At 65.3% G+C, this 18,027-nt stretch carries 15 protein-coding genes; 14 read left to right on the forward strand and 1 reads right to left on the reverse strand.

The features are described from left to right. The first annotated feature begins 9 nt into the window (after window positions 1-9). The 3 genes from ACIBW7_RS03065 (at window position 10) to ACIBW7_RS03075 (ending at window position 1,818) form a co-directional block, all read left to right on the forward strand. The gene (locus ACIBW7_RS03065) at window positions 10-489 is read left to right on the forward strand and encodes a hypothetical protein (protein WP_397043503.1); all 480 of its coding nucleotides are present in this window, start codon (window positions 10-12) and stop codon (window positions 487-489) included. A 76-nt stretch (window positions 490-565) separates the two neighbouring features. Then, window positions 566-1,078, forward strand: a complete 513-nt coding sequence (locus ACIBW7_RS03070; protein WP_397043505.1) for a hypothetical protein — start codon at window positions 566-568, stop codon at window positions 1,076-1,078. Window positions 1,079-1,302: 224 nt separating this feature from the next. Continuing rightward, window positions 1,303-1,818: a hypothetical protein gene (locus tag ACIBW7_RS03075; protein ID WP_397043508.1), complete on the forward strand. Its 516-nt coding sequence runs from the start codon at window positions 1,303-1,305 to the stop codon at window positions 1,816-1,818. Window positions 1,819-1,881: 63 nt separating this feature from the next. Here ACIBW7_RS03075 and ACIBW7_RS03080 read toward each other — a convergent pair whose 3' ends face one another. Next, window positions 1,882-2,508 carry a TetR/AcrR family transcriptional regulator gene (locus ACIBW7_RS03080; protein WP_397043510.1) on the reverse strand — a complete coding sequence of 209 codons (627 nt, stop codon included), beginning with the start codon at window positions 2,506-2,508 and terminating at the stop codon, window positions 1,882-1,884. A gap of 104 nt (window positions 2,509-2,612) precedes the next feature. Here ACIBW7_RS03080 and ACIBW7_RS03085 point away from each other — a divergent pair, with 104 nt between their 5' ends. The 11 genes from ACIBW7_RS03085 to ACIBW7_RS03135 all read left to right on the forward strand — a co-directional run bounded on the left by ACIBW7_RS03085 (window position 2,613) and on the right by ACIBW7_RS03135 (window position 17,949). Next, window positions 2,613-3,335: an SDR family NAD(P)-dependent oxidoreductase gene (locus tag ACIBW7_RS03085; RefSeq protein WP_397043512.1), complete on the forward strand. Its 723-nt coding sequence runs from the start codon at window positions 2,613-2,615 to the stop codon at window positions 3,333-3,335. Between the two features lie 12 nt (window positions 3,336-3,347). Continuing rightward, the gene (locus ACIBW7_RS03090) at window positions 3,348-3,584 is read left to right on the forward strand and encodes an enoyl-CoA hydratase/isomerase family protein (RefSeq protein ID WP_397043514.1); all 237 of its coding nucleotides are present in this window, start codon (window positions 3,348-3,350) and stop codon (window positions 3,582-3,584) included. A gap of 685 nt (window positions 3,585-4,269) precedes the next feature. Then, complete coding sequence (glf, locus tag ACIBW7_RS03095) at window positions 4,270-5,499, forward strand: UDP-galactopyranose mutase (protein WP_397043516.1); 1,230 nt, start codon at window positions 4,270-4,272, stop codon at window positions 5,497-5,499. Window positions 5,500-5,576: 77 nt separating this feature from the next. Further along, on the forward strand, window positions 5,577-7,508 hold the full coding sequence (locus ACIBW7_RS03100) for a glycosyltransferase (protein ID WP_397043519.1): 1,932 nt from the start codon (window positions 5,577-5,579) through the stop codon (window positions 7,506-7,508). Between the two features lie 80 nt (window positions 7,509-7,588). Further along, window positions 7,589-8,134, forward strand: a complete 546-nt coding sequence (locus ACIBW7_RS03105) for a phosphatase PAP2 family protein (protein WP_397044159.1) — start codon at window positions 7,589-7,591, stop codon at window positions 8,132-8,134. Window position 8,135: 1 nt separating this feature from the next. Beyond that, complete coding sequence (locus ACIBW7_RS03110) at window positions 8,136-9,068, forward strand: decaprenyl-phosphate phosphoribosyltransferase (protein ID WP_397043521.1); 933 nt, start codon at window positions 8,136-8,138, stop codon at window positions 9,066-9,068. 7 nt (window positions 9,069-9,075) lie between these two features. Continuing rightward, window positions 9,076-11,001: a flagellar motor control protein ZomB gene (zomB, locus tag ACIBW7_RS03115; RefSeq protein WP_397044161.1), complete on the forward strand. Its 1,926-nt coding sequence runs from the start codon at window positions 9,076-9,078 to the stop codon at window positions 10,999-11,001. Between the two features lie 238 nt (window positions 11,002-11,239). Then, complete coding sequence (locus ACIBW7_RS03120) at window positions 11,240-12,331, forward strand: alpha/beta hydrolase (protein WP_397043523.1); 1,092 nt, start codon at window positions 11,240-11,242, stop codon at window positions 12,329-12,331. A 363-nt stretch (window positions 12,332-12,694) separates the two neighbouring features. Further along, the gene (locus ACIBW7_RS03125) at window positions 12,695-13,798 is read left to right on the forward strand and encodes an alpha/beta hydrolase (protein WP_397043525.1); all 1,104 of its coding nucleotides are present in this window, start codon (window positions 12,695-12,697) and stop codon (window positions 13,796-13,798) included. 1,101 nt (window positions 13,799-14,899) lie between these two features. Then, window positions 14,900-15,937 (forward strand): alpha/beta hydrolase, encoded by a 1,038-nt coding sequence (locus tag ACIBW7_RS03130; protein WP_387295843.1) that lies wholly within the window; start codon window positions 14,900-14,902, stop codon window positions 15,935-15,937. A 209-nt stretch (window positions 15,938-16,146) separates the two neighbouring features. Then, a complete protein-coding gene (locus ACIBW7_RS03135) occupies window positions 16,147-17,949 on the forward strand; it encodes an alpha/beta hydrolase-fold protein (protein WP_397044162.1) in 1,803 nt (600 codons plus the stop codon). Window positions 17,950-18,027 lie beyond the last annotated feature (78 nt).

The raw sequence follows: 18,027 nt of genomic DNA on the forward strand, positions 1-18,027 counted from the left end.
GGGATTTCGATGGGCTATCCGTATGGGGGACCGGGGCCCCAGCTACCGCCGCCCGCGTTCGGTCGTCCCGAGCCGATACCGAATAGCGGCACCGCGATCGCCGCAGCGGCGATATCGCTGATCGTCGGATTGTTGTTGGCATTCGGCACCTTGTCAGCGGGCATGTTCGCGGTCACGGAGGTAGACCGGCAGTATCGATCCGGCGAGTTGTACTTCGTCGTGGCGAGCAGCGGTGTGGCCGCGTTGGTCTGGTTGTCGGCCGCGGCACTGCTGTTCCTTCGCACCACCGCCGGACGGGTGCTGGTAATCGTCGCGTCCGTGCTCAGCCTGATATTCACAATTGCTCAGGCGGTGGATACCGTTGAGCCGCTCGCGCTCATGCTGATGTTTCCACCGCTGGCTCCGCTCATCCTTGCCGCTGTGCCGTCGACCGGCCGCTGGATCGCCGCCGAATCGACATCTCGACCGGGTCCGGTACGGCGGCCGTAGGATCGAATCGTCCACAACTAGGTGGGGAGGAGTGTCGACGATGCTTTACCGGAGTGGGGATCGGCCGCCGAGCGGGGTGGCCGCGCAGACCGGCGCGGCGTTTGCGGTGCTGTATGGGTTGGGGAGCCTGGTCGGGGGCACGGTGCTGGTCGTCGATTTCATCGACAATCGAGGCCGGTTCGACAATTCGCTCGTCATCTTCACCACGTTCGGCGCGGCGCTGATGGCCGCTGTCATGATCTTCGGCGGTGTCCAGCTCTGGCGTCAGGACGAGACCGGGCGCTATACTCTGATCGTCGCGTCCGGTCTTTCGCTCGCGATCGGCGTTGTCGGACTTGCCGTTTCGCTCACCGATTACGAATTCGGCCTCGGCATCTTCTGGTGGTCCACCGCCGACCACCCGCTTTGGGTGTCCCCCTTCTTCGGCCTGGTCGGCCAGATGACCGCGCTGATCCAGGAAAACCTGCTCCGCACTGCTCTAGACCTCATCCAACCCATCCTCATCCTCGTCCTGTGCGCCAACGAGAACGCCGCCCGCTGGACCGCCGCCCGCCCCACCCGCCCGTCCCGCCCCGCGCTGACCTACTGACCGCGCTCGCGTCGAACGAAACCCCTACGGCGCGGTACAGTTTCGCGATCGAAGGGAGGGCGATTTCGTTGGGTTATCCATACGGTCAATCCGGACATCCGGGTTACGGTCAGCAACCACCGTTCGGCTATCCGCAGCAGCCCGAGAGCGGTCGCTCCGCAATCACCGCAGGCCTTTTCGCATTGGTTGCCGGGGGCTGGAACGCGGTGGGGATCGCGGCGTTCATGGCGCATGATTCCAATATTCTCGGTGCGGCTTCGGGCAAGGTTCAATTTGCCACGGTCGCAGCCGGAGTCATCGCGTTCCTGCTGGTTGTGGGCGGCTTCCTGCTGCTGTGTCGTCTTGCCATCGGTCGAGTGATGGTGCTCCTCGGATGCGGCTCGGCCTTGGCCGACATGGCGGTGGGGGTGGCAATGTTCGGGGTGTTCACTCCTAGGTCGGCACTCGCCGCCATGCTCATACTGACCACCATGGCACTTGCTGCGGTTGGCTCGACCGGCCGCTGGATCGCCGAGCGCCGTCACCCGCCGTTGCCGATGCCGTACGGTCAGCCGATTCAGCCGTATGCGCAACCCGCGCCGTACGGTCAGCCCGTGCCGCCGACGGCAACGCCCTATGCTCAGCCCGCGCCGTATGGCCAGCCGGCACCGGATCCCTATCAGCCGTCCGCATATCAGCCCGGGCAGTACCCCTATCCGCAGCAGCCTCCTGCTGGGCAAACATCGTATCCGTATCAGTGAACTTGGCCCACAGGTTGTTTCGGCCGCACTGACGTACTCCGGACGAAGCGCCTCGGGCGGGCGCTAACCCTGGAGCGCCTGCATCAGTTGATCCTCGGTGATGGGGGGTACCGGGAGGGGGTGGGCGGCGGTGGCTCGGAGGCCGTCCAGGACGAGGGCGAGGTGGCGGCGCCAGGCTTGGGGGGCGATTTTGGCGGTGGCTTCGATGATGCGGGTGTGGGACCAGGTGATGAAGGCTATGTCTTCCAGGACCCAGTCGGGGCGTAGGGCGCCGGATTCCTGTGCGCGGGTGATGATTTGACGCATCAGCCCGTGGCCGTCTTCCTGGGCGCGCGCGATCGCGGGGCTGGGGGCGCCGCGTAGGGCGAGGTCGCTGAGTAGGCGGTCGGCGGCCTGGAGTTCACAGACCTTCTCGACCAGGTAGACGAAAGCGTCCCAGGGGTCCTGGATTTCGATCGCCTCCCGGGCGATGCGGCCGCCCGCTTCGATGCGGTCCTCGACGGCGGCGGCGATGAGGTCGTCGCGGGTGGGGAAGCGGTTATAGAGCGTGCCGATGGCCACGCCGGCGCGGGCGGCGATTTCCTTGAGCGGTGCGTCCAGGCCGCGTTCCTCGAACACCTCGCGGGCGGCGTTGACGAGCGCGTCCCGGTTGCGTTGGGCGTCGCTGCGTAACGGCTTGTCCACAGGCATTCGCCGATCCTACAAATCCGCCACCGAATTTATCTTGAGCATAGGTTCAACTTAATGCTACCGTCGACGCTAACTTGAACCACTGCTCAACTTAGCGAGGAAGTATGACCAAGACGATCGCGATATTCGGCTTCGGGCCTGGGCTCGGCATGGGGACTGGACGGCGGTTCGGCCGGGAAGGATTCCGAGTGGCGGTCATCGGACGGAATCCCGAGAAGGCCCGCGGACATGTCGCGGAGCTGGCCGCCGAGGGCATCGAGGCCGCGGTCTTCCCGGCTGATCTCACCGATGAAAAGCAGCTGTACAGCGTGGTCGATGACATCACCGACAAGTTCGGGCAGATCGACGTCGCGATGCACGGCGCGGCGGGCGATGCGGTCGATCGCATCCCGACCACACTCGATGTCGACGCCGCCAACCTGCGCGTCCCGCTGGAATTGAAGGTCTACTCACCGATCTGGATGACCCGCGCGCTCGCGCCCGCGATGATCGAGCGCGGCGAAGGGGCACTGCTGTTTTCGTCCGGGTACTCCGACAGGTATCCGGTCCCGTATCTGTCCAATTTCGGAGTTGCACTCGGCGCGCAGCGCACCTACATTCGCCAGCTCGCGATCGAACTGCAAGGCACCGGCGTCTATGTCGGCCTGCTCAATATCGGCGCACTGATCGGCAACAGCAAGGCCGAGCGCCTGGTCGACGAGCAGCCGGAACTGTTCCCGGCCGGACTCGAGATCGTCCGCATGACCAATGACGAACTGGGCGACCACTATTGGCGCATGTACACCGACCGCGACGCCGTCGAGTCGGATATCGGCTTTCCGGAGTAGCTCTACCGCCCGTTGGCCGAGCTGGTCGGCGGCGCGGCCGCGCGCTATCTCACGCTGTCGGGCCGACGCATCGATGCCGCCGAGGCGCTGCGCATCGGCCTGGTCGCGGAGGTCGTGCCCGCGGCGGAGCTGATGGATACCGTGGGCCGCCGCGCCCGAGATATCGCACGCGGTCCGCGCGCGGCGCTGATACGGACGAAGGCGAAGGCGGTGCGGCGCATGGGCATAGACGTGGGTATGGCGATGTGAACGGGCGCTTATCGAGCGCATCGATGTTCGGCCCCGGTTCCTCGGTCCGGCGCAGCAGCGCCGGCGTCGCGACCCGGTTATCGCGCAGAAAATCTCGCGGCGACTCGGCCCCGGCATTCAGCCCGGCTCGAGGAATTCGGCGCGCTCGTTCACCGTCGACGGTGCAACCGGCAGCCCGCGCCGCGGCGATGGTGCCGCGGAAATCGGCGACCTGACGGTCGAAGGCGGCGACCTGCTCGCCCGGCACCGCCGTCCGCAGCGCGGCGGCGGTGACGATGTCGTCGAAGGTCGGTGCACCGGTCTCGCACACCGTGTCCGCAACAGGTGTAGCTGCCAGCGAGTCGAACTCCGCCGCGTTCGCGGGTGACGGGACGCCTACGGCCGCCCCCAGCACCGCGAACAGGGCGAGGAACCGGAGATGGAATTTCCGCATCATCAGGTCGGGTCGCTGGCGACTGCTTGCAGGTCGCTCGAGAAAGTCGGCGTCGGTGCAGTCGCCGAACCAATGCGAGGCGACGAACTGGACATGTGATCAGTTCGCGTCCGAATGCAATAGCGGCTTTGTTGCGGCGGCGTATTCGTTTCGGCGAACACCAGGAGAAATCCCGATGGCATCCGCCGCCGAGAGCGCGCAGGTCGCGACTCCACCCGGCCCGCGCGCGGACTTCCGATACGCTGGGCACCCGTGACCGTCGCATCGTCCCCGGGTAACTCCGCATACTCCGCCTCACAGTTCGATCTGATCGTCGTCGGCTCCGGATTCTTCGGGCTGACCGTCGCCGAGCGCGCCGCCAATCTGCTCGGCAAACGGGTGTTGGTGATCGATCGCCGCTATCACCTCGGCGGCAACGCCTATTCGGAGCCGGAGCCGCAGACCGGGATCGAGGTGCACAAGTACGGGGCGCACCTGTTCCACACCTCGAACAAGCGGGTCTGGGATTACGTGACCCAGTTCACCGAATTCACCGGCTACCAGCATCGGGTCTTCGCGATGCACAAGGGGCAGGCCTATCAGTTCCCGATGGGCCTCGGTCTGATCTCCCAGTTCTTCGGCCGCTACTTCACGCCCGAGGAGGCGCGCAAGCTGATCGCCGAACAGGCCTCGGAGGTCGAGACCAAGGACGCGCAGAACCTCGAGGAGAAGGCGATCTCGCTGATCGGCCGTCCGCTTTACGAGGCGTTCGTGCGCGACTACACCGCCAAGCAGTGGCAGACCGATCCGAAGGAACTGCCCGCGGGCAATATCACCCGCCTGCCGGTGCGCTACACCTTCGACAACCGCTACTTCAACGACACCTACGAGGGTCTGCCCAAAGAGGGCTACACGAAGTGGCTGGAGAATATGGCCGCCTCCGAGCTCGTCGAGGTACGGCTGAACACCGACTGGTTCGACGTGCGCGAGCAGATCCGCGCCGAGAACCCGGACGCCCCGGTCGTCTACACCGGCCCGGTGGACCGCTACTTCGACTACAGCGAGGGCGAACTCGGCTGGCGCACCATCGATTTCGAGACCGAAGTGCTCGAAACCGGTGACTTCCAGGGCACCTCGGTGATGAACTACAACGATTCGGATGTGCCCTACACCCGGATTATCGAACCGCGGCACTTCCACCCGGAGCGCGAGAGCTACCCGAACGACAAGACCGTGATCATGCGCGAATTCTCCCGTTTCGCGCAGACCGGTGACGAGCCGTACTACCCGATCAACACACCGGAGGACCGCGCCAAGCTCGCCGCGTACCGGGCGCTGGCGAAGAAGGAAACCGCAGCGGCGAAGGTGCTTTTCGGTGGTCGCCTCGGCACCTACCAATACCTGGATATGCATATGGCGATCGGCAGCGCGCTCAGCATGTTCGACAATGTCCTGCGGCCGCACCTGGAGTCGGGCGAACCTCTTTCGGACCAGGAGGCGTAGATGAGCGACACTGGCGAAGCCCCGCTCATCGAAGCCGACCGGGTGCGGGTGTCCCGCACTGACGCTGAAAGCGACGAATGACCTCCCAATCGATCCTGGAAGATATGACCACCGAAACCCGCGCGAAGTCGCTGCTGCAGCGCATCATCCTGCCCCGGCCGGGTGAACCGCTGGACGTGCGCACCCTCTACCTGGAGGAATCGCCGACCAACGCCCGGCGCGCGCACGCCACCACTCGCACCTCGCTGTCGGTGGGCGCGGAGTCGGAGGTGTCGTTCTGCACCTACTTCAATGCGCTGCCCGCGAGCTACTGGCGGCGCTGGAGCATCCTGAAGTCGGTGGTGCTGCGGCTGGAACTCGCCGGACACGGACGCGTGGACGTCTACCGCTCGAAGGCGGACGGCTCGCGAATCCACGTGCAGGGCAAGGAATTCGCGGTCGCGCCCGGCACCGAATCGGTGCACGTGGAATTCGAGACCGATCTCGGCCCGTTCGAGGACGGCGGCTGGATCTGGTTCGACATCACCACCGATACGGCAGTCACGCTGCTCGCGGGCGGTTGGTACGCGCCGGTCGAGGCGCCCGGTGACGGCACCATCGCGGTCGGCATGCCGACCTTCAACCGGCCGACCGATCTGGTGAAAACCCTTGGCGCGCTGGGCTCGGATCCGCTGGTGCTGGAGAAGATCGCCGCGGTCATCGTCGCGGATCAGGGCAACCGCAAGGTGGTCGACGAGCCCGGCTTCGCCGAAGCCGCCGCGGTGCTCGGCGACCGGCTCGCCATTCGCAATCAGCCCAACCTCGGCGGTTCGGGCGGCTACAGCCGGGTCATGTACGAGGCGCTGAAGACCACCGACGCCGAGTACATCGTCTACATGGACGACGATATCGAGATCGAACCCGATTCGATCCTGCGCGCACTGGCCTTCGCCCGCTTCGCCGAATCGCCCATGCTCGTCGGCGGCCAGATGCTCAACCTGCAGGAGCGCTCGCACCTGCACAGCATGGGTGAGGTCGTCGACCGCGGCATTTTCATGTGGACCTCCGCGCCGAATGTCGAATACGACCACGACTTCTCGAAGTACCCGCTCAAGGACCGCGACAACTCCAAGCTGCTGCACCGGCGCATCGACGTCGACTTCAACGGCTGGTGGACCTGCGTGATCCCGCGCCGGGTCGCCGAGGAGATCGGTCAGCCGCTGCCGCTGTTCCTGAAGTGGGACGACGTCGAATACGGGCTGCGCGCCCGCGATCACGGCTACTCCACCGTCACCCTGCCCGGCGCCGCCGTCTGGCATATGGCCTGGAGCGACAAGGACGACGCGATCGACTGGCAGGCGTACTTCCACCTGCGCAACCGCCTGGTGGTCGCCTCGCTGCACATGCCGGGCAACGGGCGTGGCATGGTCGTCAACACCGTCAAGGCGACCCTGAAACACCTGCTCTGCCTGGAGTATTCGACGGTCGCCATCCAGAATCTGGCGATCCAGGATTTCCTCGCCGGACCGGAGCGACTGTTCCAACTGCTGCCGAGCGCCCTCGGCGTGGTGCACGAAATGCGCAAGCAGTACCCGGATGCGGTCATCCTGCCGTCGTCCACCGAACTGCCGCTGGCCAGCCACATCGGCGTCGGCGCGGTCGGTGAACCGGCGAATCCGATCGCCAAGGTGGTCCGCCTGGCCAAGGGCGTCGTGCACAACTTCCGCCCGGCACATGCCGAGCACCACGAGCGTCCGCAGCTGAATGTGCCGACGCTGGATGCCCGTTGGTTCCTGCTCTCGCAGATCGACGGCGTCACCGTTACCACCGCGGACGGCCGCGGCGTGGTCTACCGTAAGCGCGATCCGCGTCAGGCCCTCGGCCTATTCAAGGAGGCCATGCGGCTGCGCAAGGAGTTGGCGGCCCGCTTCCCGGAGATGCAGCAGCGCTACCGCGCCGCCCACCCGACGCTGACCAGCACGGCGGCTTGGGAGAACATCTTCGGTATCGATACGAAGGATGAGCAGTAGTGAGTCTGGAAGCCACCGCCGCGGACGACAACACCGCGGTGCACTCGAGTGCGAACGGTCACGGCGGCCCGGTATCGGCGGTGCCGTCGGCGCCGCAGCCGCCCGAGGTAAAGATCATCAACGCGGTCCAGGCGACCATCGGCACCAAGCCCGAGGTGATCAAGGCCGCACGCGGTATGTCGCATTTCGGTGAGCACGCGCTCGGCTGGATCGGCATCGCGGCGGCGGGCTGGCTCGTCGACAAACCGCGGCGGCGGCAGTGGGCCGGGGTCGCCGTCGGCGCGGTCGGCGCGCACGCGGCATCGATCGTCATCAAGCGCATCGTCCGGCGTCCGCGCCCCAATGATCCATCGGTGCAGGTCAACGTCTCGACGCCGAGCAAGCTGAGCTTCCCGTCCTCGCACGCGACCTCGACCACGGCAGCGGCGGTGTTGCTCGGCAGACTGACCGGGCTACCCTTGCCTGCGGTGCTCGTCCCACCGATGTTGCTCTCCCGGGTTGTGCTCGGGGTGCACTATCCCTCCGACGTGCTCGCCGGTTCCGCGCTCGGCGCCGCGTCCGCCGCTGTTGTGCTTGCCGCCGAAAAGAGACTCGATAGTGACCGCACAAGAAAAGACCTTCGTTGACATGAGTGAAGAGCCGACCAGCACGGACCTAGCCGAAGCAGTAGTCAAGGGTCCGCCCAAGACACTGGCCGGCGGGCTGTTCAAGGCGGTCCGCCCGCGTCAGTGGGTCAAGAACGTGCTGGTGCTCGCCGCGCCGCTGGCCGCTGGTCCGGATACGGCCACCGATCTGACCGTGCTCGGTCACGTTGGTCTGGCATTCGTGGTCTTCTGCATGGCGGCCTCGGGCATCTACCTGGTCAACGATGCGCTCGACGTGGAGGCCGACCGGGCGCACCCGACCAAGCGATACCGCCCGATCGCCGCGGGCGTGGTCCCGGTGAATCTGGCCTACCTGCTCTCGGTCGTGCTGCTGGTCGGCTCGATCGCCGGATCGTTCCTGGCCTCCTGGCATCTGGCCGTGGTGATGACCGTCTACATCGGCATCCAGCTGGCCTACTGCTTCGGCCTCAAGCACCAGGCGGTGCTGGACATCTGCATCGTGTCCTCCGGCTTCCTGCTGCGCGCGGTTGCCGGTGGTGCGGCCGCGAATATCGACCTGTCGCAATGGTTCCTGCTGATCATGGCTTTCGGCTCGCTGTTCATGGCCGCGGGCAAGCGCTACGCGGAACTGCAGATCGCGCTGAGCACCGGCGCCAAGATCCGCAAGTCGCTGGAGTACTACACACCGACATATCTGCGCTTCATCTGGACTCTCGCCGCAACCGCGGTGGTGGTGTTCTACGGTCTGTGGGCGTTCCAACAGGACAGCCTCAAGCACACCAACTGGTTCGCAATCTCGATGATTCCGTTTACCATCGCAATCCTGCGTTACGCGGTCGACGTCGATGGCGGCGAGGCCGGTGAACCCGAAGAGATCGCGCTGGGGGATCGCATCCTCCAGTTCCTCGCAATCGCCTGGATCGGAGCGGTAGGTGTCGCTGTCTATCTCACCTGACGAACTGCTGGTAGAGGGAGTGGAGCGAACAGAACAAGTGACGGAGGAGCCGGCCGAAGGGCCGGCTCGTTCGGCCTTGCGGTTCGTCAGGCTATCCCGAGCCACCTTCGTCGGTGGGATCGCGCTCACCGTCGCACTATTCTCGGTCGGCGCTTGGCAGCGACGTTGGATCGCCGACGACGGCCTCATCGTGCTGCGCACGGTGCGGAATCTGTTGGCGGGCAACGGGCCGGTCTTCAACGAGGGCGAGCGCGTCGAGACCAACACCAGTACCGCATGGACCTATCTGGTGTGGTTCTTCAGTTGGCTCACCAGGGCCAGGCTGGAGTACGTCGTACTCGGCGTCGCGCTGACGGTGTCGATGCTGGCGATCGTCTTTGCCATGCTCGGCGCCGCACGGCTGTGGGGCGGCACCAAATCGGCGCTGCTGCTGCCGGCGGGCGTATTCGTCTACATCGCCCTGCCGCCCGCCCGTGACTACGCCACCTCCGGTCTGGAGAGCGGTCTGGTCATCTGCTGGCTGGGCCTGCTGTGGTGGCAACTGGTGCGCTGGAGTCAGACCGAGCGGGTGAAGCTGCCCGCGCTGTTCGGGCTGGTTTTTCTCGCCGGACTCGCACCGCTGGTCCGTCCGGAGATGACGCTGGTCGGCGCCTTGTCGCTGCTGATGATCTTCCTGGCCCCGATGCCACAGTCCCGCCTGCATCCGATCGTGTTGCGCGGCTTGATCGTTGCCACCGCCGGACTGGTACCGATGTGCTATCAGGTCTGGCGGATGGGCTACTACGGCCTGCCCTATCCGAATACCGCGGTCGCCAAGGATGCGGGCGGCGCCAAGTGGGGGCAGGGCTTCAAATACCTCTGGGATCTGGTCGGTCCGTACTACCTGTGGGTGCCGCTGCTGGTACTGCTGGTGCTCGGCGTGGTCGCGGGCCGATCGGCGCGTGCCGGCAAGGCGACCGACGAGCGCGGCTGGACGGTGCGCCGGGTCCGCGAATGGCTGCACTCGCCGAGCGCGGTGGTCGCGCTCATGCTCGGCAGCGGATTCGTCCTCACGATCTACGCCCTGCGCGTCGGCGGTGACTTCATGCACGGCCGGATGCTGCTGCCGCAGCTGTTCTGCCTGCTGCTGCCGGTCGCCGTGGTGCCGATCCGGCTGCCCGAGGGCGGTCTGCGCGCGGTGACCGCGAAGGACTGGTCCTTCGCGGTGATCACGCTCGCGCTGCTCGGCACCGCGGGTTGGGCGCTGTTCGCGGCCAACACCACGGCCATCAAGTCCGGCACCAAGATCAGTGCCTCCGGCATCGTCGACGAGCGCGTCTACTACGTCCTCAATACCGGCCACGACCATCCGATCCTGGCCGAGGACTACATGGACTACCCGCGCGTGCGGGCCATGGTGAACAACATCGCCGAAACCCCCGACGGCGGTCTGCTGCTGAACTCGCCGTCGTTCATGTTCTGGTACGTCGCACCCCCGCCGCAGCCGATTCCCGACGGCGGCGCCGGGCATACCGTCTACTTCCTCAATCTCGGCATGACCAGCATGAACGTCCCACTGGACGTGCGCGTCATCGACCAGATGGGTCTGGCCTATCCGCTGGCCGCGCACACCGACCGGCTCACCGACGGCCGGATCGGCCACGACAAGAGCCTGTATCCGGACTGGGTCGTGGTGGATACCGGAATGGTCGACCGGCATCCGTGGATGCCGTGGTACATGGACGAGAAGTGGGTCACCCAGGCGCGTACCGCCATGAGCTGCCCGGACACCGTGGCACTGAATATCTCCTACCGTGATCCGCTCACCTGGGGTCGTTTCAAGCACAACCTGATCCACGCACTGCACTTCGCGAAATACCGGATCGATCGCGTGCCGAAGTACGAGATCGAGCGGTGCGGGCTGGTGGATCCGTATCCTCAACCGCAAAGGTAAGACGCAACTCCTGTCACACTGGGCCCGTGGATCTCCGTGGGCTCAGTTCTTTCACTGACCAGGGCAAATAAACGTGGCGCATATCGCTTTATCTCTTTTTGATAACGTCACCGCATCGATGACGCGATATGGTACGTGGGAACGCCCATCGGGGCGTCCGATTCGACATGGGCCCATCGAGTGGTCAACGTAGAGACGCGGTCGAAGTTCGATCGCATAACGAAAGGCCGAAAAACAGATGCGAGGCGTGATCGGGCGAAGGACGCAAAATGGACGTCTGAAAACCCGTAGAGCCGGTTCGTGGCTCAAGCGGTCGGTGCTGATGTCGCTGGCTATCTTGCTGCCGCTCGGGGTGTCAGTAGCAGGTCCGGCGGGTTCCGCGTCGGCTGCGTTCAACCCGGACGGTTTCGATTTCTGGGTCGACTCCAGCATGGGGCCGATCAAGTCGCGGATCTTCCGCGCCGCGGACGGCAACACCGGGCGTGTGGTCTACGCGCTGGACGGTATGCGGGCCCGCGGTGACCTGAGCGGCTGGGAGATCGAGACCGAGGTCGCCCGTGAGCTGACCAAGTGGAATATCAATGTCGTCATGCCGGTCGGCGGCCCGTCCAGCTTCTACGCGGACTGGAACGCGCCGGGTAACTTCCTCGGCCTGAGCACCGGTTCGTCGGGTTCGGCCAACGGTTCGTCCTCCGGGTCCGCGATGACCGGCTCCTCGGGTTGGAACGAGACCCTCGGCAAGTCGAACACCTACAAGTGGGAGACCTTCCTGACCAGCGATCTGCGCAATGCCCTGCGTGATCGCCTGGGCTTCAGCCCGACCCGCAACGGTGTCTTCGGCCTGTCCATGGGCGGCAGCGCCGCGCTGACGCTCTCGGCCTACCACCCGGACCAATTCGTCTATGCCGGTTCGTACTCCGGCTACCTGAACATCTCCGCGCCGGGTATGCGTGAGGCGCTGCGCGTCGCGATGATCAGCGCGGGCGGCTACAACATCGACGCGATGGCGCCGCCGTGGGGCCCGCAGTGGCTGCGCATGGATCCGTTCGTCTTCGCGCCGCAGCTGATCCGGAACAACACCAGGCTCTGGGTGGCCGCCGGCAGCGCACTGCCCGGTCCGGCCGACGCGAGCTCGCCGATCGACGTCATCCAGGGCACGCCGCTGGAGGCGCTCGCACTCGTCAACACCCGGGCCTTCCAGGTCCGGATGGCGACGCTGGGCGCGCAGAATGTCACCTACAGCTTCCCGTCCGTCGGCATCCACAACTGGCACAACTGGGAGTCCGAGGTCTACCGCATGATCCCGGATCTCTCCGCCAATATCGGGTAATAGGATTGGCCGCGCCTTCGGCGGGCCGTGAACGTCGCTCGTAAGACTCGCTCCGAGTGGGGCTGGTAATGCGGTGAGCTGACCGCCTGGTGTGTTCGCGCGCCAGGCGGTTTTTTTTGTTTGCTCGCATCCGTCCGAAACCCCCGTTGACAACGAATCAGCTGCTGGATGCCTGCGGTAGTTGTGGGGTGGATCACTTTCCAGCAACATAGATGCATTTGCTGGTGATTGATGTACGAGCGGCATGCATGCAGGTGGAATGTCCGTTTTGGACAGGGGTTAGCCGTCTTACACCCGATGAGGGGGTCAGTCGAAATTGCTTGAAATTTGCTGACTGGCCGTCCGGACGAAAGGTCGAGTCGAATGCGAAGTGTGCGCTGGCAACGTAGGCCCGGAAGCTCGGCCAGTTCCTCGGCCGGGGCGGCCAGGGTTTCCTGGACGAAGAAATGGGCGCTCGGTGTGGCGACGGCAATGCTGTTACCGCTCGGGATCTCCATCGCGGGCAGTGGCGCCATCGCATCGGCGGGCTTCGATCCGGCGGCCTTCGACTTCTGGGTCGATTCCCCGGTGATGGGTCCGATCAAGAGCCGGGTGCTGCGTGCGGCCGACGGCAATACCAACCGTGTCGTCTACGTGCTCGACGGCCAGCGCGCGCCGGAAACCCTCAATGGCTGGGAGATCGAGACCAACGTCCCCGAGATCCTCGCGAGCTGGAACATCAACGTGGTCATGCCGGTCGGCGGGATGTCGAGCTTCTACGCGGACTGGAATGCGCCGAGTAACTTCTTCGGCGTCACGCCGGGTTCGATGGGTTCGTCCACCGGATCTGGTGTGACGGAAGCCTTTCTGGCAGGGCCCGGGAAAAGCTATCGCTACGACTGGGAAACGTTCCTGACCCAGCAATTGCGATCGGCACTGCGGGATCGCTTGGGCTTCAATCCGAATCGCAATGGTGTGTTCGGGCTGTCGATGGGTGGCAGTGCCGCGCTGACGCTGGCGGCCTATCACCCCGATCAGTTCAGCTTCGCCGGTTCGTTCTCGGGCTACCTCAATATTTCGGCACCGGGCATGCGGGAGGCGATTCGGACGGCGATGGTCGATGCGGGCGGCTACAACGTGGACTCGATGGCGCCGCCGTGGGGCCCACAGTGGCTGCGGATGGATCCGTTCGTCTTCGCGCCGCGCTTGATCGGGAACGGCACCCGGGTGTGGGTCGCCGCCGGTAGTGGGCTGCCGATGTCCGACGATGTGAACATTCCGTTTCCGGTGGCCGCGGACCGTGTCATCAGGGGTGCGCCGCTCGAGGCCCTCGCCTTGGCGAATACCAGGGCATTTCAGGTCCGCATGATGTCGTTGGGGGCGCAGAACGTGGTGTATTCGTTCCCGCCCGCGGGTTTGCATGCGTGGACCAACTGGCAGGACGAGGCCTATCGGATGATTCCGGATATGTCCGCCAATATCGGCTGAGCTATCGGCCGCCACGAACAATCGCTCGCTCCGCGCGGGCATGTGTTGCGGTGCACAAGCCGCCCGGTTGCACGGACCGGGCGGCTTTGTCTTGGTCCGTATCGACGCATTTCCCGACGGTTCGCCGGATGATCGCTGGTTCGAGAGTTTCGGCGCTGCATGCCCGGCGAAGGTTGGGGTAAGAGTTCGCGCCGACAATTCCCTGGACCCCATCACGATCCGACATCGCGGCGGCTTTTGACTCGGGCGCAGTTCGAGCATGTCTATTGAAGAGCGATAACGCCGATACCTTCGATGTGCGGGGAGCATTGGTATCGAGTGTCGATCCTCGTGCGCGACAGCGGCGAGCAATGGTGCTCGCACGGGCGAAGGGGCGAATCGATGCGGCTCGCGGAGTGCGCGGAATAGTTGCCGGTGGCTGGTTGACGGCAATCCCCGGCGCATCGTCGATGCCTCGACGGACCGCGCGCCCGCAACGTTCTGAGCGGGTGGGAGATCGATCCCGAGATCTCCCGGATGCTCCGCAGTGGAATATCAACGTTGTCATTACGGTCGGTGGGCAATCCAATTCCGCTATGCCGGTTCGTATTCGGGCCACCTGAAATATTTCGGCGACCGCTGTGCGCGAGGCGCTGCGGCTGGTTCGGGTGGATTCCCGCGGCCCGACGAACGCGGTCTTCCGCTACCCCGGCGGTCGGTGTGCGCGCCTGGCGCTACTGGGCCGACCAAGTGCTCGAGATGGTGCCGGATCTGGGCCGGTACCCGGCGCAAGGATTCGGACTCCCTAGTGACCCCCTAATCTTTGTCCGAAATTCCCGTTCCGACACGACATCTCCGCACGAACGCGATAGGGTCTCCGCACGATCACAGCTTGTGAACGGGCGGAATTCGGCCACTCGAATACCCCGGTCTTGCTAAGGCTTCGCACGTCGAATAACCTCCAGCGAGCGCAAGTGTGACCAGATCGTTGTAGCGCCGTCTCTTGTGCCGGAATGTCGGGTACCGGTTCGCATGTGACGCGCGTCTCGTTGGCAGCACGGGTGTTGCCCGGCCCGCAAGGGCTACGGGCGACACCACAACAGCAGAAAGAGAGCAGAATTCATGCGTTTCGGCAGGGCGGCCGCGCCGAAGAGAACCAAGTCGGGACGGCGAGGCACCCCTCGTGGTTGGCGGAATCGAATTCTGGCTGTCGGTGCGGCGGCGTTGGCGCTACCGATCGCCGCAGGCGTGACGGGCCCGACCGTTGCCTTGGCCGCGCCGGTGCACGGCCCCGCGCTGCGGACGCCGTCGGGCGGCCTCGAGGATCTGATGGTCCCGTCACAGATGGGTCCGATCAAGGTCCAGGTCCAGTGGGCGGCGCGCGGCGGCAACGCGGCGCTGTACCTGCTCGACGGCTTGCGGGCACGTGACGACCGCAATGCGTGGTCGTTCGAGACGAACGCCCTCCAGCAGTTCGGCAACGACAACATCTCGCTGATCATGCCGGTCGGCGGCCAGTCGAGCTTCTATGCCGACTGGTACAGCCCGAGCAACACCAACGGCCAGAAGACCACCTACAAGTGGGAGACCTTCCTGACCAAGGAGCTCCCCGCCTTCCTCGAGGGCTACGGTGTGTCGCGCACGAACAACGCGGTTGTCGGCCTCTCGATGGGTGGCTCGGCCGCGCTGGCACTGGCCGCCTACCACCGCGACCAGTTCAAGTACGCCGCGTCCTACTCCGGCTACCTGAACATCTCCGCGCCGGGCATGCGTGAGGCGATCCGCATCGCCATGCTGGACGCGGGCCGCTACAACGTCGACTCGATGGCCGCGCCGTGGAGTTCGCAGTGGCTGCGGATGGACCCGTTCGTGTTCGCCCCGCAGCTGCGGGGTCTGCCGATGTACATCTCGGCGGCCAGCGGTCTGCCGGGTCAGTACGACAACCCGAACTCGGCGGTCGGCTACTTCAACACCGCCAACGGTATGGCGCTGGAGGCGCTCTCGCTGGTGAACACCCGCGCGTTCCAGTCTCGCCTGGCCTCGCTCGGCATTCCGGCCACGTTCGACTTCCCGGCCGCGGGTACCCACTCGTGGAAGTACTGGGAGGGTGAGCTGTGGAACTCCCACAACGGCATCCTCGACGCCACCGGCGGTTGGTGAGCTGAGGATCTAGACGCCGAACGGCGCCGTCTGCTTCCGAACGGAAGCGGCGGCGCCGTTTCGCATTCGGAGGCGGATAAGCCTGCCCGCGTGTCTTACCCGCAACCGCGCCGCAACCGGGGTAGGAAACACTTGTGGCAGGACTTGCGTTCGGCAGATGGGAGCGGCGCGGGCGGCGTCGCGGACGTGTGGCCCGTGGCCGGGTCGCGATGCTCGTCACCGTCATCGCGATCCCACTCGCCTCAGGGTGTTCCCCGAGCACCGCACCCGCAAACGCCCAACCCGCCGCCGCATCGACTGTCGGCGCGACGGTGCAGCGGGTGGTGTGGCTCTCCGACCGGCGGGTGGCGCTGTGGATCAATTCGCCATCGATGGCCACACCCATCCAGGTGCAGCTGCTGCTGGCCCGGGATTGGAACACACACCCGGAGGCCAGGTTCCCGGCCCTGTTCATGCTCGACGGTCTGCGGGCCACCGATGATGAGAGCGGCTGGACCCATGACGCCGGTGCGGTGGATTTCTACGCCGATAAGAATGTCACGGTGGTGCTGCCCGTCGGCGGCCAGTCCAGCTTCTACTCCGACTGGCTGCAGCCCGACAACGGTCGCAACTACAAATGGGAAACCTTCCTGACCAAGGAACTTCCGCCGCTGCTGGAGAGTCAGTGGCGGACCACGGATATGCGTGGCATGGAGGGAATTTCGATGGGCGGCACGGCCGCGATGTTCCTGGCCGGGCGCAATCCGAACTTCGCGAAATACGCCGCGTCCTACTCGGGTGTGCTGACCACGACCACCCTGGGCATGCCGCAGGCGATCCAGTACGCCATGCACGATGCGGGCGGATTCGATTCGGCCGCCATGTGGGGTCCGCCGGGCGGTCCGGAATGGGAGAACCACGACCCATATGCGTTGGCGGACAAGCTCAAGGGCGTCAGCCTGTATATCTCCAGCGGTAACGGCTCGATCGGACCGTTCGACCAGGCCAGCGGTATTCCCGGGGTCAGCACCAATTACGCGGGCATGGGGTTGGAAATCCTATCCCGGCTGACCTCGCAGAACTTCGTGACCAAACTCGGCAAGCTATCCATCCCGGCTCAGGTGAACTACCGTCCGTCCGGCACACATTCGTGGCCGTACTGGGATTTCGAAATGCGCCAGTCCTGGCCGCAGGCCGCCGCCGCGCTCGGGGTCGATCCGAACAAACCGGCCTGCCAGACCGGGGGCGCGATCGCCGCCCTGGCGAGCGGCAACGGCTGGCTCGGTGAATGCCTCACCGGTGAGTACCAGGTGGCGGGCGGCATCGCACAGGACTTCAAGGGCGGCCGGGTCTTCTATTCGCAGGCCGACGGCGCGCACACGGTCGGGGGCATGATCGGCGGCGGCTACCAGGCCGCGCTCGGCCCGGGCGGTGCGCTCGGCCTGCCCACCGATGACGAACGCGGGCTGCCGGACGGCCGCGGACGCATGCAGGCCTTCCAGAACGGCCTGCTCTATTGGACCCCGCGGACCGGCGCCCAGGTGGTGCGCGGCGCGATTCTCGACGAATGGGGTAGGCAGGGCTTCGAGCGCGGCCCGGCCGGATATCCCACCGGACCGGAGACCAAGGCCCCCAATAGGGACGGTATGGTCCAGGCCTTCGAAAACGGTCCGTTCTACTACAGCGCGAAGACCGGCGTGCATCATGTGCAGGGAATGATCCTGGGCAAGTACGCCGAATTGGGTTATGAGAACAGCCAACTCGGCTTCCCCACCGCCGACGAGACCCCGAGCAAGGATCTCGGCCGCTACAGCAAGTTCGAGGGCGGAAATATCTATTGGAGCCCGCTGTCGGGTGCGTGGCCGGTGCGTTCGGGTCCGATCATGGATATGTGGTCGGTGGTCGGCTATGAGAACGGCAGGCTCGGGTATCCGATAAGTGACGAGTTCGCCGTTCCCGGCGGCATCCAGCAGAATTTCCAGACCGGATTCATTACGGTGCGCGATGGCAAACCCGAAGTTCACGGCATTTGATTCCAACCGGTCTGTTTGCCGACCGCCTGCACCTATGCTCCGCTTTCCTCTAGCCTGGGTGGCGACCCGTCCCCTTAG

Source organism: Nocardia sp. NPDC049526, assembly GCF_044465765.1.
Lineage (GTDB): Bacteria > Actinomycetota > Actinomycetes > Mycobacteriales > Mycobacteriaceae > Nocardia.

Excerpts from the sequence above, each read along its gene's own strand:
- ACIBW7_RS03100 (WP_397043519.1), top strand. The coding sequence starts at position 5,577 with ATGACCTCCCAATCGATCCTGGAAGATATGACCACCGAAACCCGCGCG.
- ACIBW7_RS03125 (WP_397043525.1), top strand. The coding sequence starts at position 12,695 with ATGCGAAGTGTGCGCTGGCAACGTAGGCCCGGAAGCTCGGCCAGTTCC.
- ACIBW7_RS03120 (WP_397043523.1), top strand. The coding sequence starts at position 11,240 with ATGCGAGGCGTGATCGGGCGAAGGACGCAAAATGGACGTCTGAAAACC.
- ACIBW7_RS03085 (WP_397043512.1), top strand. The coding sequence starts at position 2,613 with ATGACCAAGACGATCGCGATATTCGGCTTCGGGCCTGGGCTCGGCATG.
- ACIBW7_RS03110 (WP_397043521.1), top strand. The coding sequence starts at position 8,136 with ATGAGTGAAGAGCCGACCAGCACGGACCTAGCCGAAGCAGTAGTCAAG.
- ACIBW7_RS03135 (WP_397044162.1), top strand. The coding sequence starts at position 16,147 with ATGCTCGTCACCGTCATCGCGATCCCACTCGCCTCAGGGTGTTCCCCG.
- ACIBW7_RS03075 (WP_397043508.1), top strand. The coding sequence starts at position 1,303 with ATGGCGCATGATTCCAATATTCTCGGTGCGGCTTCGGGCAAGGTTCAA.
- ACIBW7_RS03065 (WP_397043503.1), top strand. The coding sequence starts at position 10 with ATGGGCTATCCGTATGGGGGACCGGGGCCCCAGCTACCGCCGCCCGCG.
- ACIBW7_RS03130 (WP_387295843.1), top strand. The coding sequence starts at position 14,900 with ATGCGTTTCGGCAGGGCGGCCGCGCCGAAGAGAACCAAGTCGGGACGG.
- ACIBW7_RS03080 (WP_397043510.1), bottom strand. The coding sequence starts at position 2,508 with ATGCCTGTGGACAAGCCGTTACGCAGCGACGCCCAACGCAACCGGGAC.